Raw genomic sequence first — 22,473 nt, forward strand, 5'->3', positions numbered from 1 at the left:
GCAAGGGGCACTCCGCAACGCATCCCACTTGGTCAACCGCGGGTGCTTCGTGGCGCATGACGGTCGCGAGTCATCGAGGTGCCCGCGCGATGTCGGCCAGTCGACATTCGGACCTGCCCGCAGCGCGACGCGTTCCTGAGCTCCGAAGCAAGCTCCGCATAGGGCGCCACCGTCACAGAACCAGGCCCTTCGGCTTGCGGCGCACGTGCAGCCGGTACCCGACCGGAAAGCTCAGCCCGGCCACGGAGGCGATCGCGCGTTCGGCCACCTTCGCCGAGAACTCGATGCGCAGCACCGCCTCCAGGTCCTCGCGCTTCTCGAACCGCCACTCCGCAGTGACGCGGCGAAGCGAGAACCCGTTGTCCGAGAAGAACTTCTCGACCGCGAACGGGTCGTAGCGCGGTTCGTCGGCGCGCAGCCACGGCCCGTACGGGTCGGCGGAGCCGTCCAGGTCGACGATCGCGAGCGCGCCGCCCGGCCGCAGCACCCTGTCCGCCTCCCGCATCCCCGGTTCGCAGCCCGGCCCGAAGAAGTACGCGGTGCGCGCGTGCACCAGGTCGGCCGAGGCGTCGTCGAGCGGGAGCCGTTGCGCGGGACCGGAAACGACGCGGGCGTTCGGCAGGCCGGCCACGCGGTGCTTGGCCCTGACGACCAGAGGCGGGTGCGGTTCTACGCCCGTGACGGACTTCGCGGTGCCGGCGAACAACGGCAAATGGAATCCGTCTCCGCAGCCGACGTCCACGACATCGCCATCAATAAACGGACATTCTTCGCTTAATGCCGTCCAGATCGCACCGTGGACGTCCTGCGCCCGGTTCTCGACCTCGTAAATGTCAGGCCAGTGCCAGATGTTCGGGCTCGGCACCACATCTGCCGGACGCACCGCGTTCAGCGCCGCCCGCACGAATCCCCTCACGAAGCCACTGTAGGGCCTCGATTTACCTGTGACCGTACGAATTCGTCCAATCACGGCGTAGCGTGTCAGCATCTCTCCCCTGCAGGAGGCGGCAGTGTCGATCGCGCCCAACTCGCCCAAACTCGCGCCGTTGTTATCCGGAAGTCCCTGCTGGGTCGAGAGATCCGTCGACGACCTCAGGGGCGCCATCGAGTTCTACACCGGCCTGTTCGGCTGGCACTACGCCGACGACGCCGGCTACACGGTCGCGATGGTGGACGGCATCCCCGTCGCCGGCCTGCCGCAGGGAGATCCGGAACCGTGGCGGTTGTACCTGGTCACGCCGCACGCGCGCGCCACCGCCGAGAAGGCCTTTCACCTCGGTGGATCCGTGCTGCGCAACCCCGAGGACGCCGCCGACCACACGCAGAGCACGGTGATCGCCGACCCGACCGGCGCCGTCGTCGGGTTCCGGCACGTGCCGCCGGACTGGCGGTTCGGCATGGGAGGGCACGGGTCCTACGCGTGGGCCGAGCTGAACACCCGTAACGGAGCGGCGGCCGACGAGTTCTTCGGCGAGCTGTGCCACTTCGACATCACGCAGATCGGCGACGGGCACCGGCTGGACTACGCGTCGTGGACGGTCGAGGGCACCGAGGTGATCGGCCGGCAGAAGATGGGGCGCGAGTTCCCGTACGGAGAACGCTCCCACTGGATGGTGTACTTCAACGCCGCGCCCGAGATCGGCATCGACTCGGTGGCGTACCGGGTGCTGGAGCTCGGCGGCCGGGTGACGGTCGAGCCCTACGACACCCCGTTCGGGCGCATCACCGTGGTCGAGGACCACGCGGGGATGGCCTTCTCGGTGATTGACGAGTCCCGCGTGATCGAGGCCGAGCCGCGCAGCGCGGTGGACGACCCGTTCGACGACTAGGGCCTACGGCACGAAGAGGTGCAGCAGCAGCCAGGACGCGACGGCGGACGGCAGGAGCGAGTCCATCCTGTCCATCAGGCCGCCGTGGCCGGGCAGCAGCGTGCCCATGTCCTTGATGCCGAGGTCGCGCTTGATCAGCGACTCGACCAGGTCGCCCGCGGTGGCCGTGACGACGAGCGCGGCACCGAACAGCGCGCCCTGCCACCACTGGCCGTCGAGCAGCGTCGACACCGTGATCGCGCCACCGACCACACCGGCGGTCAGCGAGCCGGCGAAGCCCTCCCAGGACTTCTTCGGGCTGATCGTCGGCGCCATCGGGTGCTTGCCCAGGAAGACACCGGCCGCGTAACCGCCGACGTCCGACAGCACGACACCGATGATGAACGCGAAAACGCGGCCCACGCCGTCGTCGGGAACGACGAGCATGGCCGCGAACGCCGCGAACAACGGCACGTACGCGACGGTGAACACGGACGCGCTCAGGTCACGCAGGTAGCCGTCGGAACCGCCCCGGAACCGCCAGATCATGCACACCAGCACGGTGACCACGAACGCGGCCATCATGCCGGCGCGCTCCAGCGGCCAGGACAGCCACAGGATCGCCTGACCGCCGATCAACGCCGGCCACAGGGCGACGTTGATGCCGGCCTTCTTGAAAGCGCCGGCGATCTCCCACGTCGACACCGCGACCGCGGCCGCGACGATGGCGATGAAGGTCTCCTTCACCGTCAGCAACGACGCGATGATCACCGCGCCGAGCCCGACGCCGACCAGGATCGCCGCACGCAGGTCACGCCCCGCGCGCGACGGCTTCGACGCGGGCACGTCCGCGGGACCGCCTGCCACCTGTGCTCCCATCACGACCTCCGCCCGGCCAGGGCCATCACGCCTGCCGCGACTCGGCCGGGCGAACCATCAGTGGAACATCAGACTTCGAGGAGTTCGGCTTCCTTGTGCTTCACGAGCTCTTCGACCTGGGCGACGTACTTGTGGGTCAGAGCCTCGAGCTCCTTCTCACCACGCGCGCCGTCGTCCTCGCCGACCTCGCCGTCCTTGACGAGCTTGTCGATCTCTTCCTTCGCCTTGCGACGGACGCCGCGCAGGGAGACCTTCGCGTCCTCGCCCTTCGACTTCGCGACCTTCACCATGTCCCGGCGGCGCTCCTCGGAGAGCTGCGGGATGACGATGCGGATGATCGAGCCGTCGTTGCTCGGGTTGACGCCCAGGTCGGAGTCCCGGATCGCCTTCTCGATGGCGTTGAGCTGGCCCGCGTCGTACGGCTTCACGACCGCCATGCGCGCCTCGGGGACCGTGATGCTGGCCATCTGGTTCAGCGGCGTCATCGAGCCGTAGTAGTCGATGTGGATGCGGTTGAACATCGAGGGAGTCGCACGACCGGTTCGGACGGAGGAGAGGTTCTCCTTCGCGACCGAAACCGCCTTTTCCATCTTCTCCTCGGCGTCGAGGAGGGTCTCGTCGATCACGACTGCTCCTTGCTCTGCGTGTTCGTGCCTGATTCCCGGTCCTGGAGAGATCCCACCAGGTCTAGAAGGCCGGGCGGCCACCGGGGGTGCTGACCAGGGTGCCGATCTTCTCACCACGCACCGCTCGCGCGATGTTCCCCTCGGTGAGGAGGTTGAAGACGAGGATCGGCATGTTGTTGTCCATGCAGAGGCTGAACGCCGTCGCGTCGGCGACGTTGAGGCCGCGCTCCAGCACCTCGCGGTGGGTGATGTTGTCGAACATCAGCGCGTCCGGGTCGATCTTGGGGTCGGCCGTGTAGACGCCGTCGACGGCCTTGGCCATCAGGACGATCTCGCAACCGATCTCCAGCGCGCGCTGCGCGGCGGTGGTGTCGGTGGAGAAGTACGGCAGACCCGCGCCGCCGCCGAAGATCACGACGCGCTTCTTCTCGAGGTGGCGCATCGCGCGGCGGGGGATGTACGACTCGGCGACCTGCGTCATCTGGATCGAGGTCTGCACGCGCGTGTCGATGCCGTGCTCGCGTTCGAGGAAGTCCTGCAGCGCCAGGCAGTTCATGACCGTGCCGAGCATGCCCATGTAGTCGGCGCGCGAGCGGTCCATGCCGCGCTGCTGGAGTTCGGACCCGCGGAAGAAGTTGCCACCACCGATCACGACGGCCACCTGCACGCCGGACTTGTGGACGGCCGCGATCTGGCGGGCGACTGTCTGGACGACGTCGGGATCCACACCGACGCCACCGCCGCCGAACATCTCGCCACCGAGCTTGAGCATCACCCGGCTGTAGCCGTGGCTGCCTTCTTCGCTCACAGGTCCTCTCCTCGCGCCCTGGGAAACTGGTGTGGACACGCCAAGGGCGGGGTCGCTGGTGCCTGCAACCCCGCCCTCATGCGAATCAGCTCTGGCCGACCTCGAACCGAGCGAAACGGGTAACCGTCACGCCGGCCTCGTCCAGAAGAGCCTTGACCGTCTTCTTGCTGTCCGTCACGGAAGCCTGCTCGAGGAGCACGACGTCCTTGAAGAAGCCGTTGACGCGACCCTCGACGATCTTGGGGAGCGCACCCTCGGGCTTGCCCTCCTCGCGAGCGGTCTCCTCGGCGATGCGACGCTCGTTGGCGACGAGCTCCTCGGGCACCTCGTCACGGGTGACGAACTTCGGGCGCATCGCGGCGATCTGCATCGCGGCACCCTTGGCGACCTCGGCGTTGTCACCGGTGTACTCGACCAGGACGCCCACGGCGGGCGGCAGGTCGGCGGCACGCTTGTGCAGGTAGACCGAGACGGTGCCGTCGTAGTCGACGGCCTTCGCCAGCTCGAGCTTCTCGCCGATCTTGGCGGAGAACTCCTGGACCAGCGCGTCGACCGACTTGCCGTCGACCTCGACGGCCTTGAGGGCGTCGACGTCGGCGACCTTGTTGGCCTTGGCGAGCGCGACGATGTCGTCGGCCAGCGCGATGAAGTCGGCGTTCTTCGCGACGAAGTCGGTCTCGCAGCGCAGCTCGACCATCGCGCCGTCCTTGACGGCGACGAGGCCGTTGGACGTGGTGCGCTCGGCGCGCTTGCCGACGTCCTTGGCGCCCTTGATGCGGAGGATCTCGACGGCCTTGTCGAAGTCGCCGTCGGCCTCGTCCAGGGCCTTCTTGCAGTCCATCATGCCGGCGGCGGTCAGCTCGCGGAGCTTCTTGACGTCCGCGGTGGTGTAGTTCGCCATCGTTTTCCTTCTGCGATGTACGCGCTTAGGTCACGAGGTGCCCGCTGATCGCGGGCACCTCGTGGGGGAAATCAGGACTGGACGGGCTGCTCGGCCGGGGCCTCGGTCGCGACGGCCGCGTTGCTGGTGAGGAGCTCCTGCTCCCACTCCGCCAGCGGCTCGTCGGTGGCGACCTCGGGCTTGTCCTGGCCGTCAGCGGCGTCACGACGACCACCGGAGCGCTGCATGAGACCGGCGGCGGCGGCCTCGGCCACGACCTTGGTCAGCAGGGCCGCGGAACGGATCGCGTCGTCGTTACCCGGAATCGGGTAGTCGACCTCGTCCGGGTCGCAGTTGGTGTCGAGGATCGCGACGATCGGGATGTTCAGCTTGCGAGCCTCACCGACCGCGATGTGCTCCTTCTTGGTGTCCACGATCCACACGGCGCTGGGCACCTTGGACATGTCGCGGATACCGCCGAGCGTGCGCTCCAGCTTGTCCTTCTCGCGGTTCATCATCAGGATTTCCTTCTTGGTGAAACCCTGGAAACCGCCGGTCTGCTCCATCGACTCGAGCTCCTTGAGGCGCTGAAGCCTCTTGTGGACCGTCGAGAAGTTGGTGAGCATGCCGCCCAGCCAGCGCTGGTTGACGTAGGGCATGCCAACGCGGAGAGCCTCGTTGGCGATGGCCTCCTGCGCCTGCTTCTTGGTGCCGATGAACAGGATCGACCCGCCGTGCGCGACCGTCTCCTTGACGAACTCGTAAGCCCGGTCGATGTAGGTCAGCGTCTGCTGCAGGTCGATGATGTAGATGCCGTTGCGCTCGGTGAAGATGTAGCGCTTCATCTTCGGGTTCCAGCGCCGCGTCTGGTGCCCGAAGTGCACGCCGCTGTCGAGCAGCTGCTTCATGGTTACGACGGCCATGGCCGGTTCGCACCTCATCTGTAGGACGCGCGAGGTCTCGCCTTTGCGCGTCGTTGCCGGTTGTCGCCTCCGGCCTGGTTCGGCCGTCAGCCCTGGTGCCTCCGCCGCCGCCCGCACCTGCGGAGCATCTCTGCACCGTCAGGACCGTCGGACGTCGTGACTCGACCCTGCTGGAACAGCCGGTCGGATCTGCGTTGGCACGCGAAGTCGTCCCGCGCACACACGGGACGCGCCCAAAAGTCTACTCCCCACCCCCGACAAAACTCGAATCGCCCCCATCTCACAGAGGGCAGTTGTCCACAACCGGCGAGTAATCCACAGCTTCCACATCACCCCTGGTCCCCCAGGCGCCACCCAGCCCACTGTTGACCCATGCCCCTCCTCCCCGCCGCCCTGCTCCTCACGACGCTCCTGGCCCCGCCCTCGTCGACGCCCACGGTCTCCACTTCGGCTGACGCTCCGCAGCTGACATCGGCTCTGACACCGGCGTCGCCCCCAGCATCGGCTCGGACCCTGACACCGGCGTTGGCACTGGCCACTGACCCGAGACTGGCCATGGCCCCGACCTCAGCACCAAATCCGGCCTCGGCCTGGACACCAACACCAGCCGCAGCACCGGCACCGGCGTTGGCGTCGGCACCGGCGTCGGCACCGGCATCGGCCCTGGCACCGGCTTCGCCCTTGACCCGCTTCACCTGGCCTCTGCCCCCGCCGCACCAGGTGGTGCGAGCCTTCGAAGCCCCGGCCACCCCGTTCGGTCCAGGCCACCGCGGCGCAGACCTGGCCGCACCGGCCGGCACCCCGGTCTTGGCCGCAGCCGACGCGACCGTGGTCTACGCAGGCGCCGTGGCAGCAAGAACCCTCGTCTCCCTGGACCACCGCAACGGCCTACGCACCACCTACGAGCCCATCGCCCCCACCGTCAAAGCAGGCCTCCCAGTCCGCCGAGGCGAGGTGATCGGCCACCTCCAACCAGGCCACTGCGCGTCCCCCTGCCTGCACTGGGGCGCCCGAAGAGCCCACACCTACCTGGACCCGCTCCGCCTGGTGACCTCACCACGAGTACGCCTGCTCCCCCTCCCACCCAAGGGTGGCTGACGACCACTGCCGCACGCCCCTCGCGCGGCACTCCAACAGGGCGCTCCCCGCACCGTCAGCGGGTCGACCAGCGGCGCACCTCCCCAGCCGCAAGCGCCCACCAGGGGCCGGGAGGCGGCCCCCGCTCACCCCGCCGCCTCCCGGCTCACCTGGCCACACGCCCCGCATCCCGACGCACCTCAACAGCACGCCGGGCCCGGCCACACGCTCTGCACGCCAGCCGCCGATGTGCCCGAGCACCTCTTAGTCGGCCCGACCACCGACTGTCGCCACCTCACTTGTGGTCCGACTGTCGCCCCCCACACGCCAGTCCGACTGCCAGCCGCCCCAGGTGCCGGTTCAACTGCCGCCACCCACGCGCTACATCGGTAACTGCGGCTACCGGAAAGCTCGCTTGCCCACCTAGCGGCTCGACTGTCCGCCGGTTGCCCGATTCACGCCTCGACCATCCGCCAACAGCACAACCACGAGCGGGCACGTGCACGACCGACCGCTCGCCGGTGCAGCAGTTCCTCGACCGCACGGTCGCGATACCCGTTGTTCGCCGTCCGCGTGGCTTCGGCCGGAGCTGTCCACAGCCCGCCCGGCTTGCCGTTCGGCGATGCCTCGAATGCCCGAGTGGGCACGCGGCGTGCTTGGAGCAAGCCCAAGACCCACCCGTTCGAGTGAATTAGGCCTGGCAACGGGCGGAAAGGGGTTTTGAGCCGCTTTGTGAGGCTCTCGCGGCGGTACGGGTGTTCGGCAGCCCGGCGCTCGCCAGGCTGCTGGGTCGTCGAGGTGCGGTCAGGCCTCGGACTGCTCGTTGAGCTTGGTGCGCAGGCGCAGGACGGCGCGGGTGTGCAGCTGGCAGACCCTGGACTCGGTCACGCCGAGGACCTTGCCGATCTCGGCGAGGGTCAGGTTCTCGAAGTAGTAGAGGGTCACGACGACGCGGTCGCGTTCTGCCAGCTGGGCGATCGCGTCGGCCAGCTGACGGCGGCTGTCCTGGTCGACGAGGCTCGCCACCGGGTCTTCCGCGGCATCGTCCGGCAGCGACTCGGCCAGCGAGGAGCCGCCCTTGTTCGGGGCGATCAGCTCGTCGAGGGCCACGACGCTGGTGAGCTGGAGCTGGCCGTAGAGCTCGCGGAGCTCGGCCAGGCCGATCTTGAGCTCTGCGGCGAGCTCGCGGTCGGTGGGCGTGCGCTGCAGCTTGGCGCCGAGGCGTTCCAGGGCTCGTTCCACGTCGCGGGCGCGGCTGCGGACCGAGCGCGGCACCCAGTCCTGGGAGCGCAGGTCGTCGAGGATCGCGCCGCGGATGCGCTGCATGGCGTAGGTCTCGAACTTGAGGCCGCGCTCCGGCTCGAACTTCTCGATCGCGTCGACCAGGCCGAAGATGCCGGACTGGATCAGGTCGGCCACGTCCACGTGCGCGGGCAGGCCCGTGCCGACACGGCCGGCGACGTACTTGACCAGCGGCGCGTAGTGCAGGACCAGGCGGTCGCGCTGGTTCTGGTCGCGGGACTCGCCGTAGCTGCGCCACAGGGCGACGATGCCGGCTTCCACGTCGTCACCGGACCGAACGTCCGCGCGCGTCACCGCAGTCGGAACGGCCGCGGGCGTGCCGTTGACATGCGTGTTGGCACCGGGCTCGGGGGTCGCCTCGGTGCGTGGCGCGCCGTTCTGACGGTGCCCGTTGCTCGCCTGCTTCGACACTGGTGCCGGCAGGGCGGGTTCAGGGGGCACGGTCGCCGTACGCGATCCTCCCCCTGCGGCGTCAGGAACGGGGGTGGGTTCGGTCATGGATCGCCTTCAGCCGTTCGACAGTGACGTGTGTGTAAAGCTGAGTCGTTGCGAGCGTAGCGTGACCAAGCAGTTCTTGGACGGTGCGCAGGTCCGCTCCTCCTTCCAGCAGATGGGTCGCGGCGGAGTGGCGCAACCCGTGCGGCCCGATGTCCGGTGCGTCCGGTACCACGGCGACGACCTCGTGCACCAAGGTGCGAACGGCCCGCTGGTTCAGCCTGCCGCCACGAGCACCAAGAAACAACGCGGGTGGCGAATCCGGTGCTACCAGGGCGTTTCGCCCCTCGTCCACCCACCGCCGCAGCGCTCGCTCGGCAGGCACGCCGAATGGCGTGGTGCGCTCGCGTCCACCTTTACCGAGAACTCGAATCACCCTCAGGGAGTAGTCCACGTCGTCGAGATCAAGACCACAGAGTTCGGCCACGCGGATACCCGTGGCGTACAGCAACTCCACCACGGCCTGATCACGCAGCGCAACCGGATCACCCTGGGACGCGCCAGAGGATACGGCGCTCATCACGTCCTTCGCCTGGTCCTCGCGCAACACCGACGGCAACGTCCGGTGCGGTCGCGGGGCGGCGAGCCGCGGCCCGGGATCCGAGGCCAAATGCCCTGCTCGATGCGCCCATGCGGTGAACGCGCGCGCTGCCGCGGCACGGCGGGCGAGCGTCGTGCGACTCGCGCCTGAAGTGCGTTGTGCGGCGAGCCACGAGCGCAAACCGGTCAGATCGATGTGCGTGACATCCACTTTTTCCGGAATATTCCCCGCGACATGTCCAAGCAGCGCCACCGCATCACCGATGTAGGCGCGCACCGTGTGCGGCGACAGATCACGCTCCAACTTCAGATACCGCTCGAACTGCCGCAACACGTCCGCGACCGTCGCCGGCAGTTTTTCGCGCAGGCGAACGAGATCGACACGACGTGTCCGACCATGCGGCGGCGAGGACATAGGCCAAGACGCTGCGCCAGTCGGGGCGATTGGTCAAGTATCGCCACACCCTCGCCCCATTTGGGAGCGCTCTCATGATCGAGAAGACGATAACGTTTCAACTCCCTGTGACGACCAGAGGTTCGAGGACCCGCACAGATCACCTTTCGGAGTAGTGACGGCGGCCGGCCCCATCGCCCGAACAGCCGACGAACCAGACCCGGCCGAACGCCGGCCGCGACCCGGAGATCACCGCCGCCCACTCCTCCAGATCACGAACCCGTTGAATCCACAGTGGACAGTCCTCACCTCATCTCGAGCTTCTGCCAGCCCTCGTCGAGGTGCAGCGCCAGACCAGCGAGTTCCAGCTCGGGTAACAACGCCCTCACCCGTGGCAGCGGCACTCCGGACTCGACAGACACGGCTTCGTCGCTGACCCCGTTCCGCTTCCCGAGGGCTTCGTACACGCGCATGGCCTCGCCCTGAGGCGCGCCGAGGTCACTTTCCTTCTCGGCGGGTTCCGTGGCGAGGTCGTCACCGAACCGGCCCACCGACTCGACGATCTCGGCCACCGAACTGACCGACACCGCCCGCCCGTCCCGCAGCAGCTCGTGACAGCCGACAGAACTGGCAGAGGTGACAGGCCCCGGCACCGCCATCAACGGCCGCCCCACCGCCTGTGTGATCGCCGCCGTGTTCTTGGCGCCGCTGCGCCGCCCTGCCTCGACGACGACAGTGCCGCCACCCAACGCGGCGATGAGCCGGTTGCGCGTGAGGAACCGGTGCCGGGCGGGCATCACACCGGGCGGGTACTCGCTGACGATCAGTCCCTCCCGCGAGATCTTGGCGAGCAGCCCCTGGTGACCGGCGGGATAGGCGTTGTCGACACCGCACGCCAGCACGGCGATCGTCAGTCCGCGGGCGCCCAGCGCACCACGATGAGCGGCACCGTCGATCCCGTAGGCGGCGCCGGAGACAACGGTCAAACCCGCCAACGCCAGCCCGTATGCGAACTCGCCGGCAACCTGCTCGCCGTACGCGCTGGCAGCCCGCGACCCGACCACGGCTACGGCCCTCTCCACCACGTCGGCGAGGAAGTGCGGCCCGCGCACCCAGAGCGCGATCGGCTCACCCCCGCAACGCCTGGCGGCGACGTTCTCCAGCCCGAGCAACGGCCACCGGGGCCACTCGTCGTCCTCGGGAATGACGAGCCGCCCGCCGATCCGGGCCATGAAGGCGAGGTCAGCGTGAGCACGCTCCTCGGCCCGCCGCGCCGACGTCTGGCTGGCGACGGACGGCGAGACCTCGCCGGACCTCACGAGCTCAGCGGCTTCGATCGGCCCGACCTCGGCGATCAGCGCCGCGAGCGCCGCCGGGTAGGGCTCCGCCACGCGCGAGAGGTAGGCCCTGGCCAGGCGAACGGCGTCGGGGGCCGGGTCGGCAGGCGGAGTGGCGGAAGAGTCGGCCAGCGAGGTGGCGGTCGGCGCGGTCGTGGGCGGGGTCGGCGGGTCGTTGGACTGGTCGGTCACCGGAACCACCACCAGGGCAGCCAGCGGTGCCAGGGGCTGGGGAGCCACGGGCTTGGAGGGCTGGCGCCCGAGGTGCGCCTTCGGATCGTGCATTGCAGTTGCAGGAGTGCCGGTGTGGCGGCCGCTGTGGTTGCGATGGAGGTCGTGGCTGGACTGAGGAGTGGGGGCATGTTCGGGCTCCTTGGGGCGGGCACGAGGTGGTGGGTGAGCGGGTCGCCCGCTGGGGAAGGGGCGGGCGACCCGCTCTGGACCGGGCGCGGAGCGGGAGTGGGCTTCGCGCCCGGTGGCTTTGTGGCTGGCCGGGGACGGCGGCTTGCGCTGGGTGGTGGGTGAGCGGGCGCTCGCAGGGGGACGAGCGCCCGCTCGGCTGGGGCCGGGCGCGGAGTCGGGGCGTTGAAGCTCCACGACCGGCTGCTTGGGGCTCCAAGGTGGGCCGGGCTGGTGGGTCAGGGGGCTCGGCGTTCTCGGAACTGGAGGGCGGCGGCCACGTGGTCCGGGGTTGGGCGGTCTGCTTCGGCCAAGTCCGCAAGAGTCCAAGCGACTCGTAGACAACGGTCCGCGCCTCTGCCTGTCAGGGCGCCTACTGCCAGTGCTCGGTCGAGGAGGGCTGTCGTCGGCTTCGGCAGCGCGAACTCGCGGCGCAGGGCTGGGCCTGGGACGAGGGCGTTGGCCGGCCAGGTGTGGCCGTGGGCGGACCAGCGGGTGGCGGCCCTCGACCTGGCTTTGAGGACTCGTTCTCGGACCACCGCTGTTGGTTCTGGCGGGGTGGCGTCGGCGTTCGACATGGCGGTGGTGGCTCTCATGCGGACTCTCAGGTCCACGCGGTCCAGCAGTGGGCCGGACAGGCGGGACTGGTAGCGGCGGCGGACTGTGGCCGTGCAGATGCAGTCGATCTCCTTGGGTGGGGCGCAGGGGCAGGGGTTGGTGGCGAGGATCAGCTGGAAGCGGGCCGGGTAGCGGGCTACGCCGTCGCGGCGGGGGATGCGGACTTCGCCCTCTTCCAGGGCAGTGCGGAGGGTGTCGATGGTCTTCTGTCCGAACTCGCAGGCCTCGTCGAGGAAGAGCACTCCCTTGTGGGCTCGGGAGGCCGCGCCCGGCTTCGCCATTCCCGCGCCGCCGCCTATCAGGGCCGCTATCGACGTCGTGTGGTGGACGTTGACGAACGGTGGGCTGGCCACCAGCGGGTAGTCGGAGGAGAGGACGCCTGCCACCGAGTGGACGGCTGTCACCGCCAGGGACTCCTCGCGGGTCAGTGGCGGGAGCAGGCCGGGGAGGCGTTCGGCGAGCATCGTCTTGCCGGTGCCCGGTGGGCCCGCCAGGAGTAGGTGGTGGGCGCCTGCTGCGGCCACCTCCAGTGCCCAGCGGGCTTCTGGCTGGCCCACCACGTCGGCCAGGTCCGCGACGTCCGGCAGTGGCGGGTCGGCCGAGGCCGGAGGTGGGTGCAGCGTCACGTCCTCGCCGCGCAGCCACGCCAGGGTCTCGGTGAGGGTCGTGGCGCCGTGGAGTTCTATGCCGTCGACCAGGGCGGCTTCCGGCAGAGCGTCGACAGGGACGATGGCCGCCTTGAGCCCTGCCCGGCGGGCCGCGAGCAGGGCCGGGAGGACGCCGCGGATCGGGCGGACGCGGCCGTCGAGGGCCAGTTCGCCCAGCAGGACCGTGGTGGCCAGGCGTTCGCACGGGACCGAGCCCGCCGCGGCGAGGGTGGCGCAGGCGATGGCGAGGTCGTAGCTGCTCCCGCCCTTGGGCAGGTTCGCCGGGGACAGGCCCAGGACGATGCGCTGCTTCGGCCACTCCTCGGCGCTGTTGCGAACGGCGGCCTTCACGCGCTCCTTCGACTCGTGCAGGGAGGCGTCGGGGAGCCCGAGGAGGTGGGTACGGGGCTGGCCCACGCCCACGTCGGCCTCGATCTCGACCGCCAGGCCGTCGACACCGCAGAGGGCGACGGACCACGCCTGCGCCAGGCCCATCTCAGGCTCCCCGCAGGTGCTGCAGGTGCGGCTCGCCCGACGGCGGCCAGGTGACCGAGATCAGGTCGACTCGGACGTTGCACCAGCCGACGCCGTGCGCGGCCAGCCAACGCAGCGCCGTGCGGCGCAGACGGGAGAGCTTGCGCTGGTCGACCGCCTCGTCCGGGCGGCCCCAGGCCGGGCCGGACCTCGTCTTGACCTCGCAGACGACGAGGCGCTCGCCTTCCACCGCCACGACGTCGAGCTCGCCGTCGCGGCACGTCCAGTTCCGCGACAGGACCACCAGGCCCTGCTCCTCCAGGTACCTGCACGCCAGTTCCTCGCCCTGGCGCCCCATCTCCTGCTGCCTGGTCTCAACCAGTGCCCGTGCCACCACTGCCCTCGCCTCCCTGCGGGTCGTTGGGTTCGACCTTGCAGGGCGGGGCGGGGAGGGTGGCCGGGCTGAGGGGAATCTGTGGACAACTCAGCGGCTGTGGACAAGTCGGCCGATGTGGATGTTGGAACGGCGGAATTGTCGGTGGGGTGTGCTAGAAGCCTCGGGCTGGGCTGGGCTGGGCTGGGCTGGGCTGGGCTGGGCTGGGCTGGGCTGGGCTGGGCTGGGCTGGGCTGGGCTGGGCTGGGCTGGCGCTGGGGTCCGTGTCGGGCTGCATGCGGGGCTTGAGCTGCGCAGTAGCAGGCAGCAGGCAGCAGGCAGCAGGCAGCAGGCAGCAGGCAGCAGGCAGCAGGCAGCAGGCAGCAGGCAGCAGGCAGCAGGCAGCAGGCAGCAGGTGAGCGTACGACGCCGCCCCCGTGTCCCGGTGCGACCTGGGAAACGGGGGCGGCGCGATGAGGCTCAGGTGGGGAACGGACCGCTTTCCGGCAAGCGAAGGTCCGGCTTGTCCAGCTCCTCCACGTTCACGTCCTTGAACGTGATGACACGAACGTTCTTGACGAACCTCGCGGGGCGGTACATGTCCCACACCCACGCGTCCGACATGCGCACCTCGAAGTACACCTCGCCGTCGGCGTTGCGCACCTGCACGTCCACCGAGTTGGCCAGGTAGAACCGCCGTTCGGTCTCCACGACGAACGAGAACTGGCTGACTATGTCGCGGTACTCCTTGTACAGCGACAGTTCCATCTCGGTCTCGTACTTCTCGAGATCCTCTGCACTCATTACGCCTCCGCGCGGGTCATCTGCTCCGCGCCCTCCCTCGTCGCGAGCTCCCCGGCGTCAGCCGGGGCTGCATCATTCTGGACCACGGCCGTCGCGGTCGTGGCGCGCGCCACCCTGTGCGGCGCGGCGAGACCGTGCTTGGCTGCGGCTGCTGCCACATTTACATACGACCAGCGATGCTCCGCACACGGGCCGTGTTCCATCAACGCTGCCGTGTGGTCTGGTGTGCAGTAGCCCTTGTGCACGTTGAAGCCGTACTGCGGGTGTTGCGCGTGCAGGTCGGCCATTATGCGGTCTCTTGTGACCTTGGCCAGCACCGATGCCGCCGCCACGCAGGCTGCGGCCTGGTCGCCTTTGAGCACCGCCACGTTCGGCGCGGGCATGCCCGGCACCTTGAAGCCGTCCGTCAGCACGTAGCCGGGGTGCGTCGCCATCTGCGCCACCGCGCGGCGCATGCCCTCGATGTTCATGACGTGGATGCCCAACCAGTCGATGTCGGCGGGCGAGACGACCACGATCGAGTGATCCAGCGCACGCTTCAGCACCAGGTCGAACATGCGGTCGCGGGCGGCGGCCGTCATGAGCTTCGAGTCGTTCAGGCCCTCGAACCTGGCGGCGTCACCCGGTCGGAGGACGCACGCCGCGATCACCAGCGGGCCTGCGCACGGTCCGCGGCCCGCTTCGTCGACGCCGGCGACCGGGCCGAGGCCCCGGCGCTCCAGGGTGCTCTGCAGCGCCCAGTTGCCCGACGAGCCCCGCACCACCGCGCGAGGCGGCATCAGCATGGTCATCGGCGGAATCGGTCCCGCACTCGACGCCCGAGCAGCAGAAGAGGCCACGCGCCGACGATACCCAGGCCCAGCGGGACGTTCTCCTGCCAGCCCGGCGCACTCATCGCCACGGTCTGCGGGTTGTGGTCGGACACACCGCCCCACCTCGACGGAGGCAGCACGATCACGCGCGCCTTGCCGATCACGTCGTCGACCGGCACGAGGCCGTTGAGGCCGCCCTGGCCCTGGCAGCGCGAGTCGCACGAGTGGTTGCGATTGTCGCCGAGCACGAACAGCATCCCGTCCGGGATCTTGAGCTCCTCGAACGACTCCTGCTCGGCCGGCGTGCCGTCGTCGTAGTGCTTGTACGGCTCGTCGAGCGGTTTGCCGTCCACCGTCACGCGGTTCTGCTCGTCACAGCACTTCACGGTCTGCCCGCCGACGGCGATCACGCGCTTGACGAAGTCCTCCTCGTTCGCCGACGGCAGCCCGACCAGCGAGCCGAGCCACGACAGGCCCTGCGAGATCGGGTTGCCCGGCTCGGCGGAGACGAAGTCGTTCTGCCACGACGGCGGCCCGCGGAACACGACCACGTCGCCCGGCGCTGGATCGGTGAAGCGGTAGGTGACCTTGTCCACGAGCACCCGGTCGCCGTAGCAGTCGGTGCACCCGTGCAGCGTCGACTCCATCGACTCGGACGGGATCATGTAGACGCGGCCGAGGAAGATCTGGATGCCGATCGCGAGGCCGAACGCGACAAGGATGAGAACGGGCAGTTCTTTCCAGAAGTTGCCCTTTTTCTTCTGCTTCGCGGGCTTGTCCGAAGCGTCCGAACTGGGCTCGTCACCGGGCTGGTTCTGCTCTGGAGCGTCGTCGACCACGAGATCAGCCTAGGGGCTGCGGGTTGTGATCCGACACAACACTCCACCGATCTCTCGGGAAAACGACGTACCGGGCCTTGCCGATGACGTTCTCGAGCGGAACGGTGCCCGCTACGCCCCCGCCGCCCTGTTTGCGCGAGTCGGTGGAGTTCATCCGGTTGTCCCCCATCACGAACAGCCGCCCCTCCGGCACGCGCACGGGATCGAACGGCTCGTGGTCCGCGGGTGACGTGCCGGTCTGCCAATGCACATACGGTTCGTCCAAAGGCTTTCCGTCCACGACGACGCGGTGCTGCTCGTCGCAGCACATCACCGTCTGGCCGGGCAACGCGATCACGCGCTTGACGAAGTCGTGCTCGTTCGCGGGCGCGATCCCCAGCAGCGAGCCGATGTTCTGCACGAAACCCGCGACGGGATTCGTCGAGCGGGCACTGCGGAACTCGTGGGACGTCCACGCCTCGGGGCCGCGGAACACGACCACCTCGCCCGGCTCGACGTCGCCGAAGCGGTAGGCGACCTTGTCGACCAGGACGCGGTCGTTCTCGCAGCCCGTGCACCCGTGCAGCGTGCTCTCCATCGACGCCGAGGGGATCACGTAGACCCGCGCCACGAACGCCTGGATCAGGACCGTCAGCACGACGGCCGTCAGCACGACGTAGAGAACTTCTCTCCACACAGGAGTACGCCCCCGCTCCGGTTCGTCCGGTGCGGAGGCGTCCTCCAGGTCTTCTGGGCTCGAAGCCACCGATCAGGAGACCGGCTTGGCCTCGCGCTTCTCCTTGATCTTGGCGGCCTTGCCGCGCAGCTCGCGCAGGTAGTACAGCTTGGCGCGACGGACGTCACCGCGGACGGCGACCTCGATCTCGGCGATGTTCGGGGAGTGCACCGGGAAGGTGCGCTCGACGCCGACGCCGAACGAGACCTTGCGGACGGTGAAGGTCTCGCGGATGCCGCCGCCCTGGCGACGGATCACGACGCCCTGGAACACCTGGACGCGCTCGCGCGAGCCCTCGATGACGCGGACGTGGACCTTCAGCGTGTCACCCGCGCGGAACGTCGGGATGTCAGTGCGCAACGACTGGGCGTCGAGTGCGTCCAGGATGTTCATCGGTGTTCCTCACGTGTCTTGAACTCCCCAGAGCATGTTCCATGGCTGTGCACGACATGGTGGGGGTCGGCTTGTGTGCGCACGCCGGTAGCACACCGGCTGCGGCAACTGTTCCAGTGTGCCAGACCGGGCACTCCGGAATGAAATCGGGCTACTCCCCGCCCTCGCGCAGGCGCGTGAGCAGGGCCTTGTCGTGCTTGTCGAAAGCGTCCGCCGGCAGTGATTCCAGCAGGTCAGGGCGCCTTTCGAAGGTGCGGGCGAGTGACTGGTCACGCCGCCAGCGGTCGATCAGCCTGTGGTTTCCCGAACGCAGCACGTCCGGCACCTCCAGGTCGCGCCACACCAACGGCCGCGTGTAGCTCGGCCCTTCGAGCAGCCCGTCCTGGAACGAGTCCTCGGCGTGCGACTTCGGGTTGCCGAGCACCCCGGGCAGCAACCGCGCGACCGCTTCCACGATCGCGAGCACCGCCACCTCACCGCCGACCAGCACGTAGTCGCCAATGGACACTTCGTCGACGCGCACGCGCCGACGGGCGTCATCGACCACACGCTGGTCAATGCCTTCGTAGCGGCCGCACGCGAACACGAGGTGCGACTCGTCCGCGTACTCGTGCGCCAACGCCTGCGTGAACGGACGTCCGGCCGGCGTCGGCACGACGAGACGCGTCTCGTCCGTGCAGATGTCGTCCAGGGCAGGACCCCAGATGTCGGCCTTCATGACCATGCCGGGCCCACCGCCGTACGGGCTGTCGTCGACGGCCTTGTGCACGTCCTGGGTCCAGTCGCGCAGATCGTGCACGCCGACGCTGATCAGACCCTTGTCGATCGCCTTCCCGAGCAACGCCGCGCGCAGCGGAGCGAGGTACTCGGGGAAGATCGTGACGACGTCAATCTGCATCGAGCAGGCCCTCTGGCGGGTCGATCACGACACGCCCGCCGCGGACGTCCACAGTGGGCACGATCTCGCGCACGAACGGGATCAGCGCCTCGCCCTTGTCACGGATGACCACGAGCAGCTCACCGCCCGGACCGTGCAGGATCTCCTTGACCGTGCCGATCCTCGTGCCGTCGACGAGTTCGGCCGCGAGCCCTTCGAGCTCGTGATCGTAGAACTCGTCGGGGTCGCCGGTCGGCGGCAGGTCGTCGGTGCTGCCCAGCAACAACGTGCCGCGCAACGCCTCTGCCACGTCGCGCGTCACGACTTCCTCGAAACGCACGAGCAGCCGCCCGGCATGAGGCCGGGCGGCTGTCACGGTGAGGCTTCGGGACGTGCCGTCACGCAGCTTGGCCTGCATCGTCTTCCCGACCGCGAAACGCAGTTCGGGAGAGTCGGTGCGCACGTCAACGGCTAGTTCGCCGGTGATCCCGTGCGCCTTGGCCACACGGCCGACAACGACGTCCATTTGCCCTTTGCTGCTTCGTTCAGCGGTCGGTGTCGACGACGTCGACCCGCACGCCACGACCGCCGATGCCGGCCATCACGGTGCGCAGGGCCGTCGCGGTGCGACCGCCACGACCGATCACCTTGCCGAGGTCGTCCGGGTGGACGTGGACCTCGAGGGTGCGGCCGCGGCGGGTCGTGACGAGGTTCACCCGGACGTCGTCCGGGTGGTCGACGATGCCGCGAACGAGGTGTTCGAGGGCGTCAGCCAACAAACTCACGCCTCGTCCTTGGTCGCCTCGGCGTCAGCCTTGGGGGCGTCGTCCTTCTTGGCGGCCTTCTTCTTCGGCGTGGTGGCCTCGGTCATGGGCTCCTCGTTCGCGGCGGCGAGCGCGGCGGCGAACAGGTCGGCCTTGGAAGCCTTGGGCTCCTTGACCTTCAGCGTGCCCTCGGTGCCCGGCAGGCCCTTGAACTTCTGCCAGTCACCGGTGATCTCCAGCAGGCGCTGGACGGACTCGGTCGGCTGCGCGCCGACACCCAGCCAGTACTGCGCGCGCTCGGAGTCGACCGCGATGAACGACGGCTCTTCCTTGGGGTGGTACTTGCCGATCGTCTCGATGGCCTTGCCGTCGCGACGGGTGCGCGCGTCGGCGACCACGATGCGGTAGTACGGCTGGCGGATCTTGCCGAGACGCTGAAGCTTGATCTTGACGGCCATTGGCCTGGTACTCCTCTAGAGCTCTGTGTTGATGGTTCGCACAGCCGTGGCCCGGGCAGAGGGGCCGACCACGACGGACAGCGGGCAATTGTGCCAGATGGGGACCGGTGGATCCGAATCGGGGCCTACGCGAACGGCGCCACGACCCCGAGCGCTTCCCTCACGGCACGCGCGTGCGCGACCGCTCCCGGCGTGTCGCCGTGCACGCACAACGACTCCGCCTGCGTCTTGAGCACCGTGCCGTCGACGGCGACGAGCTCGCCGTCCAGCAGCCGGGTGGCCCGTTCGAGGATCTGCGCGGTGTCGGTGAGCAGGGCGTTCGGCTGGTTGCGCGGCACCAGCGTGCCCTCCGGGGTGTAGCCGCGGTCGGCGAACGCCTCCTGCACGGGCCGCAGACCCGCTCGGGAGGCCTTCTCCAGCAACTGGGAGCCGGGCAAACCGAGGATCGGGAGGTCCTTGAACGCCCTGGTGCCGTTCACGACCGCCTCGGCCTGCTTCTCGTGGTGCACCGTCGCGTTGTAGAGAGCGCCGTGCGGCTTCACGTACACGACCTCGGTGCCTGCTGCTCGCGCACACGCGTCGAGCGCACCGATCTGGTAGAGCACCTCGTCGGCGAGCTCGACCGGGTCGGCGTCGATGAACCGGCGACCGAACCCGGCCAGGTCGCGGTAGGACACCTGGGCGCCGATCTTCACGCCGTTGCGCGCGGCCTCCTCGCACACCTTGCGCATCGTGGACGGATCTCCGGCGTGGAAGCCGCACGCGACGTTCGCGCTGCTGATGACACCCAACAGCGCGGTGTCGTCGCCGAGCTTCCAGATCCCGAAGCCCTCGCCGAGATCGCTGTTCAGGTCCATCACATGACCCCGACGGAGACGAGCAGGAGCGTGAGGCCCGGCAGGAAGTTGTTCATCACGTGCGCCACGATGCTCGCCCCGAGCCGGCGGGTGAGCAGGCGGGCGATGCCGATCGGGATGGCGATCACGAGCAGCAACGACGTGCGCAGCGGTTCGAAGTGGCCGATCGCGAAGATCACGGTGGTGAGCCCGAACGCGGCCCAGCGGCTCCAGCCCTGGCGTTCGACGGCGCCCCACAGCAGGCCGCGGTAGATGATCTCCTCGCAGACCGGCCCGATGAAGCTGACGTAGAGGAACATCGTGATCGCGGCGGACAGCGGCAGGTTCGAACCGGACAGCAGGTCGCCGACCGCGCTCGTGGCGTTCTCCTCACCGACGACCTTCGCCCAGACCGTGGCGGCGGTGTAGGTGAGGACGAGGCCGAGGATGCCGAGCTTGAGGCCGACCGCCACGTCCTCCCTGGTCATGCTGAGGCGCAGGTCGATCTTCGGGCCGTTGCCGCGGACGTACGTGATCACGACGGCGACGGCGGCCGCGAGCACCGTGGGCACGATCGAGCCGATCAGCACCAGCGGCACCGAATCGAGCAGGCTGATGCCGAACTGCTTCGCGATCGCCGTGATGAACACGGCGCTCAGGATGAAGACGGCTTCTACCAGGAGGAACGCGCCGAACCCCCAGCGCTGGCCGACCCGCGCAGGCTCCGGGTTGCGGCTGATGTCCCGCACGGACTCGACGGCACCGCGCACAGCCTCGGTGAAACCGCGCTTCGGCTTCAGGGATTCCGGCTCACTCACGCTCTGCAATCTAGTCACGGGGCGGCTGCCGGCGGCGGAACAGCAGGCACTGGCACACTCATGATCAGCCCACCTCGCGATCGACGCAGCCGCCCAGGACGTCGAGATTACTGTGCGGCACCGGCGTAAACCGGACCAACCGCCTGGCCAATAATTGGTCAGATCGGGTCCCCGCCGGTTGTCCTACTCCTGGTGAGTGGATCGGCGTACAACGGCTGCTACTAAACCCCTCGCCGCTAACGTCGTGGCATGCGGCAGGACTGGTACTGCGACGAGGTCATCCCCGGGAACGTGCCGGTGGAGGTGCTCGTCAGGACCGGAAACACGCTCGCGTTCCGGCCTCCGATCCCCGGCTTCGGCACCGACCACGTCATCGTGATCCCCACCCGGCACGTGTCCTCGTTGCTGGACCTCGACGACGAACTGGCCGTCGAGCTGCTCGCCACCGTGAAGGAGGTGGCGGCGCAGGTCGTGGCGCGGCACGGCGGCTGCCACGTGCTCACCACGCTGGGCGACGAGCAGCACAACGAGCACCTGCACTGGCACGTCGCCGCGGGCGCGGGAGTCGCCCGGTTCGTCGCCCGCTGATCACCGGCGCAGCGACGTCTCCTCGGCCATGTGCGAGAGCTTCTCCGGGTTGCGCACCGCGTACAGGCCGGAGATCCGCCCGTCCTCGACCCGCACCGCGATCACGGTGTCGAGCTCGCCGCCGAACCGCACGACCAGCGCCGGGTACCCGTTGACCTGCGCGGGTTCCATCGACCAGCCACTGACCTTCAGCAGGCCGCCGAGCAGCATGCGCGCCACTTTGGACGCGCCGACCACCGGGCGCGGGACGGCCTGCTTCACGCCGCCGCCGTCGCCGAGGAACACGACGTCCGGCGCGAGCAGGTCGAGCAGGGCCTGGAGATCACCCGTCTCGGTGGCGCGCCGGAACGCGGCGAGGGCCTCGCGGGAGGCCGCCTGGGTGACGACCTCGCGCGGGCGGCGGGAGGCGACGTGGGAGCGGGCCCGGTGGGCGATCTGGCGGACGGCGGCCGGGTTCTTGTCGACGGCGGTCGCGATCTCGTCGTAGTCGACGTCGAAGACCTCGCGCAGCACGAAGACCGCTCGTTCGGTCGGGGTGAGGGTCTCCAGGACCAGCATCATCGCCATCGACACGCTGTCGGCGAGTTCCACGTCGTCGGCGACGTCCGGGGTGGTCAGCAGCGGTTCGGGCAGCCACGAGCCGACGTAGGACTCCTTGCGGCGGCCCAGGGTGCGCAGGCGGCCGAGGGCCTGGCGGGTGACGATCCTGACCAGGTAGGCGCGGTGGTTCTCGACCGTGCCGTGGTCGACGCCCGCCCAGCGCAGCCACGTCTCCTGCAGCACGTCCTCGGCGTCGGCGGCGGAGCCGAGCATCTCGTAGGCGATCGTGAAGAGCAGGTTGCGGTGGCTGACGAACGAGTCGGTCGCGGCGTCCATGGTCACAAGACACCAGCCCGCGCGCCTTTGTGACAGTGGCACGGATCACAGTCACACGGGACGTGGCACCGGCATCTCGTGGTCGTCCAGCAAGTCCACGAGGGAGGAAACAT

Annotated in this window: 27 protein-coding genes; 3 read left to right on the forward strand and 24 right to left on the reverse strand. The window is 69.0% G+C overall.

Going from position 1 to position 22,473, the window contains the following annotated elements:
• Positions 1 to 172: 172 nt before the first annotated feature.
• A complete protein-coding gene (locus ACFWN2_RS42140) occupies positions 173 to 916 on the reverse strand; it encodes a class I SAM-dependent methyltransferase (RefSeq protein ID WP_382436247.1) in 744 nt (247 codons plus the stop codon).
• A 94-nt stretch (positions 917 to 1,010) separates the two neighbouring features.
• Between ACFWN2_RS42140 and ACFWN2_RS42145 the strand changes: the two genes are divergently transcribed.
• Positions 1,011 to 1,829 (forward strand): VOC family protein, encoded by an 819-nt coding sequence (locus ACFWN2_RS42145; RefSeq protein ID WP_382436248.1) that lies wholly within the window; start codon positions 1,011 to 1,013, stop codon positions 1,827 to 1,829.
• A gap of 3 nt (positions 1,830 to 1,832) precedes the next feature.
• Here the strand turns inward: ACFWN2_RS42145 and ACFWN2_RS42150 are convergent, their stop codons facing one another.
• From ACFWN2_RS42150 to rpsB, 5 genes are all read right to left on the reverse strand, one after another.
• Complete coding sequence (locus tag ACFWN2_RS42150) at positions 1,833 to 2,687, reverse strand: phosphatidate cytidylyltransferase (protein WP_382436249.1); 855 nt, start codon at positions 2,685 to 2,687, stop codon at positions 1,833 to 1,835.
• 68 nt (positions 2,688 to 2,755) lie between these two features.
• Complete coding sequence (gene frr / locus ACFWN2_RS42155) at positions 2,756 to 3,313, reverse strand: ribosome recycling factor (protein ID WP_382436250.1); 558 nt, start codon at positions 3,311 to 3,313, stop codon at positions 2,756 to 2,758.
• Positions 3,314 to 3,374: 61 nt separating this feature from the next.
• Positions 3,375 to 4,085, reverse strand: coding sequence for a UMP kinase (gene pyrH, locus ACFWN2_RS42160; RefSeq protein WP_301325822.1), 711 nt, complete (start codon positions 4,083 to 4,085; stop codon positions 3,375 to 3,377).
• Between the two features lie 121 nt (positions 4,086 to 4,206).
• Positions 4,207 to 5,022 carry a translation elongation factor Ts gene (gene tsf / locus ACFWN2_RS42165; RefSeq protein WP_382436251.1) on the reverse strand — a complete coding sequence of 272 codons (816 nt, stop codon included), beginning with the start codon at positions 5,020 to 5,022 and terminating at the stop codon, positions 4,207 to 4,209.
• A gap of 71 nt (positions 5,023 to 5,093) precedes the next feature.
• Positions 5,094 to 5,924, reverse strand: coding sequence for a 30S ribosomal protein S2 (gene rpsB / locus ACFWN2_RS42170; protein WP_382436252.1), 831 nt, complete (start codon positions 5,922 to 5,924; stop codon positions 5,094 to 5,096).
• 555 nt (positions 5,925 to 6,479) lie between these two features.
• On the opposite strand from rpsB, the gene ACFWN2_RS42175 reads away from it, so the two are divergent.
• Positions 6,480 to 7,022, forward strand: coding sequence for a M23 family metallopeptidase (locus tag ACFWN2_RS42175; RefSeq protein WP_382436303.1), 543 nt, complete (start codon positions 6,480 to 6,482; stop codon positions 7,020 to 7,022).
• A gap of 434 nt (positions 7,023 to 7,456) precedes the next feature.
• Here ACFWN2_RS42175 and ACFWN2_RS42180 read toward each other — a convergent pair whose 3' ends face one another.
• From ACFWN2_RS42180 to ACFWN2_RS42260, 17 genes are all read right to left on the reverse strand, one after another.
• Complete coding sequence (locus ACFWN2_RS42180) at positions 7,457 to 7,648, reverse strand: hypothetical protein (RefSeq protein WP_382436253.1); 192 nt, start codon at positions 7,646 to 7,648, stop codon at positions 7,457 to 7,459.
• Positions 7,649 to 7,805: 157 nt separating this feature from the next.
• Positions 7,806 to 8,801: a FliA/WhiG family RNA polymerase sigma factor gene (locus ACFWN2_RS42185; RefSeq protein WP_382436255.1), complete on the reverse strand. Its 996-nt coding sequence runs from the start codon at positions 8,799 to 8,801 to the stop codon at positions 7,806 to 7,808.
• Complete coding sequence (locus ACFWN2_RS42190) at positions 8,776 to 9,753, reverse strand: tyrosine recombinase XerC (RefSeq protein WP_382436256.1); 978 nt, start codon at positions 9,751 to 9,753, stop codon at positions 8,776 to 8,778. Before ACFWN2_RS42190 ends, ACFWN2_RS42185 begins: the two co-directional genes overlap by 26 nt.
• A 284-nt stretch (positions 9,754 to 10,037) precedes the next feature.
• Positions 10,038 to 11,354, reverse strand: a complete 1,317-nt coding sequence (gene dprA / locus ACFWN2_RS42195; RefSeq protein WP_382436257.1) for a DNA-processing protein DprA — start codon at positions 11,352 to 11,354, stop codon at positions 10,038 to 10,040.
• A gap of 353 nt (positions 11,355 to 11,707) precedes the next feature.
• Positions 11,708 to 13,228: a YifB family Mg chelatase-like AAA ATPase gene (locus ACFWN2_RS42200; protein ID WP_382436258.1), complete on the reverse strand. Its 1,521-nt coding sequence runs from the start codon at positions 13,226 to 13,228 to the stop codon at positions 11,708 to 11,710.
• 1 nt (position 13,229) lies between these two features.
• The gene (locus tag ACFWN2_RS42205) at positions 13,230 to 13,601 is read right to left on the reverse strand and encodes a YraN family protein (protein ID WP_382436259.1); all 372 of its coding nucleotides are present in this window, start codon (positions 13,599 to 13,601) and stop codon (positions 13,230 to 13,232) included.
• Between the two features lie 459 nt (positions 13,602 to 14,060).
• A complete protein-coding gene (locus tag ACFWN2_RS42210; RefSeq protein WP_030468024.1) occupies positions 14,061 to 14,384 on the reverse strand; it encodes a DUF2469 domain-containing protein in 324 nt (107 codons plus the stop codon).
• Positions 14,384 to 15,175 carry a ribonuclease HII gene (locus ACFWN2_RS42215; protein ID WP_382436260.1) on the reverse strand — a complete coding sequence of 264 codons (792 nt, stop codon included), beginning with the start codon at positions 15,173 to 15,175 and terminating at the stop codon, positions 14,384 to 14,386. Before ACFWN2_RS42215 ends, ACFWN2_RS42210 begins: the two co-directional genes overlap by 1 nt.
• On the reverse strand, positions 15,172 to 16,035 hold the full coding sequence (gene lepB, locus ACFWN2_RS42220) for a signal peptidase I (RefSeq protein WP_382436261.1): 864 nt from the start codon (positions 16,033 to 16,035) through the stop codon (positions 15,172 to 15,174). Before lepB (ACFWN2_RS42220) ends, ACFWN2_RS42215 begins: the two co-directional genes overlap by 4 nt.
• 4 nt (positions 16,036 to 16,039) lie before the next feature.
• Positions 16,040 to 16,711, reverse strand: coding sequence for a signal peptidase I (gene lepB, locus ACFWN2_RS42225; protein ID WP_382436263.1), 672 nt, complete (start codon positions 16,709 to 16,711; stop codon positions 16,040 to 16,042).
• A 72-nt stretch (positions 16,712 to 16,783) separates the two neighbouring features.
• Positions 16,784 to 17,143 carry a 50S ribosomal protein L19 gene (rplS, locus tag ACFWN2_RS42230; protein ID WP_382436264.1) on the reverse strand — a complete coding sequence of 120 codons (360 nt, stop codon included), beginning with the start codon at positions 17,141 to 17,143 and terminating at the stop codon, positions 16,784 to 16,786.
• A gap of 151 nt (positions 17,144 to 17,294) precedes the next feature.
• Positions 17,295 to 18,041, reverse strand: coding sequence for a tRNA (guanosine(37)-N1)-methyltransferase TrmD (gene trmD / locus ACFWN2_RS42235; RefSeq protein WP_382436265.1), 747 nt, complete (start codon positions 18,039 to 18,041; stop codon positions 17,295 to 17,297).
• Positions 18,031 to 18,546 (reverse strand): ribosome maturation factor RimM, encoded by a 516-nt coding sequence (gene rimM / locus ACFWN2_RS42240; RefSeq protein ID WP_382436266.1) that lies wholly within the window; start codon positions 18,544 to 18,546, stop codon positions 18,031 to 18,033. Before rimM ends, trmD begins: the two co-directional genes overlap by 11 nt.
• 19 nt (positions 18,547 to 18,565) lie before the next feature.
• Complete coding sequence (locus ACFWN2_RS42245; protein WP_030468017.1) at positions 18,566 to 18,805, reverse strand: RNA-binding protein; 240 nt, start codon at positions 18,803 to 18,805, stop codon at positions 18,566 to 18,568.
• Positions 18,802 to 19,242 carry a 30S ribosomal protein S16 gene (rpsP, locus tag ACFWN2_RS42250; RefSeq protein WP_382436267.1) on the reverse strand — a complete coding sequence of 147 codons (441 nt, stop codon included), beginning with the start codon at positions 19,240 to 19,242 and terminating at the stop codon, positions 18,802 to 18,804. The genes ACFWN2_RS42245 and rpsP overlap by 4 nt, the downstream gene beginning before the upstream one ends.
• A 125-nt stretch (positions 19,243 to 19,367) precedes the next feature.
• Positions 19,368 to 20,099, reverse strand: coding sequence for a LamB/YcsF family protein (locus ACFWN2_RS42255; RefSeq protein ID WP_382436268.1), 732 nt, complete (start codon positions 20,097 to 20,099; stop codon positions 19,368 to 19,370).
• Positions 20,099 to 20,896 carry a CPBP family intramembrane glutamic endopeptidase gene (locus tag ACFWN2_RS42260; protein WP_382436269.1) on the reverse strand — a complete coding sequence of 266 codons (798 nt, stop codon included), beginning with the start codon at positions 20,894 to 20,896 and terminating at the stop codon, positions 20,099 to 20,101. Before ACFWN2_RS42260 ends, ACFWN2_RS42255 begins: the two co-directional genes overlap by 1 nt.
• A 249-nt stretch (positions 20,897 to 21,145) precedes the next feature.
• Between ACFWN2_RS42260 and ACFWN2_RS42265 the strand changes: the two genes are divergently transcribed.
• On the forward strand, positions 21,146 to 21,484 hold the full coding sequence (locus tag ACFWN2_RS42265; protein ID WP_382436270.1) for an HIT family protein: 339 nt from the start codon (positions 21,146 to 21,148) through the stop codon (positions 21,482 to 21,484).
• On the opposite strand, the gene ACFWN2_RS42270 is transcribed toward ACFWN2_RS42265, so the two are convergent.
• On the reverse strand, positions 21,485 to 22,360 hold the full coding sequence (locus ACFWN2_RS42270) for an RNA polymerase sigma-70 factor (protein ID WP_382436271.1): 876 nt from the start codon (positions 22,358 to 22,360) through the stop codon (positions 21,485 to 21,487).
• Positions 22,361 to 22,473: the final 113 nt, after the last annotated feature.

It is taken from the genome of Lentzea sp. NPDC058436, assembly GCF_042721515.1.
In the GTDB taxonomy this organism is placed as follows: Bacteria; Actinomycetota; Actinomycetes; order Mycobacteriales; family Pseudonocardiaceae; genus Lentzea.

What these genes read in the sequence shown, in the direction of transcription:
- ACFWN2_RS42150 (WP_382436249.1), bottom strand. Translation starts at nt 2,687, where the DNA reads ATGGGAGCACAGGTGGCAGGCGGTCCCGCGGACGTGCCCGCGTCGAAG.
- pyrH (WP_301325822.1), bottom strand. Translation starts at nt 4,085, where the DNA reads ATGCTCAAGCTCGGTGGCGAGATGTTCGGCGGCGGTGGCGTCGGTGTG.
- tsf (WP_382436251.1), bottom strand. Translation starts at nt 5,022, where the DNA reads ATGGCGAACTACACCACCGCGGACGTCAAGAAGCTCCGCGAGCTGACC.
- rpsB (WP_382436252.1), bottom strand. Translation starts at nt 5,924, where the DNA reads ATGGCCGTCGTAACCATGAAGCAGCTGCTCGACAGCGGCGTGCACTTC.
- ACFWN2_RS42175 (WP_382436303.1), top strand. Translation starts at nt 6,480, where the DNA reads ATGGCCCCGACCTCAGCACCAAATCCGGCCTCGGCCTGGACACCAACA.
- ACFWN2_RS42185 (WP_382436255.1), bottom strand. Translation starts at nt 8,801, where the DNA reads ATGACCGAACCCACCCCCGTTCCTGACGCCGCAGGGGGAGGATCGCGT.
- ACFWN2_RS42190 (WP_382436256.1), bottom strand. Translation starts at nt 9,753, where the DNA reads ATGTCCTCGCCGCCGCATGGTCGGACACGTCGTGTCGATCTCGTTCGC.
- dprA (WP_382436257.1), bottom strand. Translation starts at nt 11,354, where the DNA reads ATGCACGATCCGAAGGCGCACCTCGGGCGCCAGCCCTCCAAGCCCGTG.
- ACFWN2_RS42200 (WP_382436258.1), bottom strand. Translation starts at nt 13,228, where the DNA reads ATGGGCCTGGCGCAGGCGTGGTCCGTCGCCCTCTGCGGTGTCGACGGC.
- ACFWN2_RS42210 (WP_030468024.1), bottom strand. Translation starts at nt 14,384, where the DNA reads ATGAGTGCAGAGGATCTCGAGAAGTACGAGACCGAGATGGAACTGTCG.
- ACFWN2_RS42215 (WP_382436260.1), bottom strand. Translation starts at nt 15,175, where the DNA reads ATGACCATGCTGATGCCGCCTCGCGCGGTGGTGCGGGGCTCGTCGGGC.
- rplS (WP_382436264.1), bottom strand. Translation starts at nt 17,143, where the DNA reads ATGAACATCCTGGACGCACTCGACGCCCAGTCGTTGCGCACTGACATC.
- trmD (WP_382436265.1), bottom strand. Translation starts at nt 18,041, where the DNA reads ATGCAGATTGACGTCGTCACGATCTTCCCCGAGTACCTCGCTCCGCTG.
- rimM (WP_382436266.1), bottom strand. Translation starts at nt 18,546, where the DNA reads ATGGACGTCGTTGTCGGCCGTGTGGCCAAGGCGCACGGGATCACCGGC.
- rpsP (WP_382436267.1), bottom strand. Translation starts at nt 19,242, where the DNA reads ATGGCCGTCAAGATCAAGCTTCAGCGTCTCGGCAAGATCCGCCAGCCG.
- ACFWN2_RS42255 (WP_382436268.1), bottom strand. Translation starts at nt 20,099, where the DNA reads ATGGACCTGAACAGCGATCTCGGCGAGGGCTTCGGGATCTGGAAGCTC.
- ACFWN2_RS42265 (WP_382436270.1), top strand. Translation starts at nt 21,146, where the DNA reads ATGCGGCAGGACTGGTACTGCGACGAGGTCATCCCCGGGAACGTGCCG.
- ACFWN2_RS42270 (WP_382436271.1), bottom strand. Translation starts at nt 22,360, where the DNA reads ATGGACGCCGCGACCGACTCGTTCGTCAGCCACCGCAACCTGCTCTTC.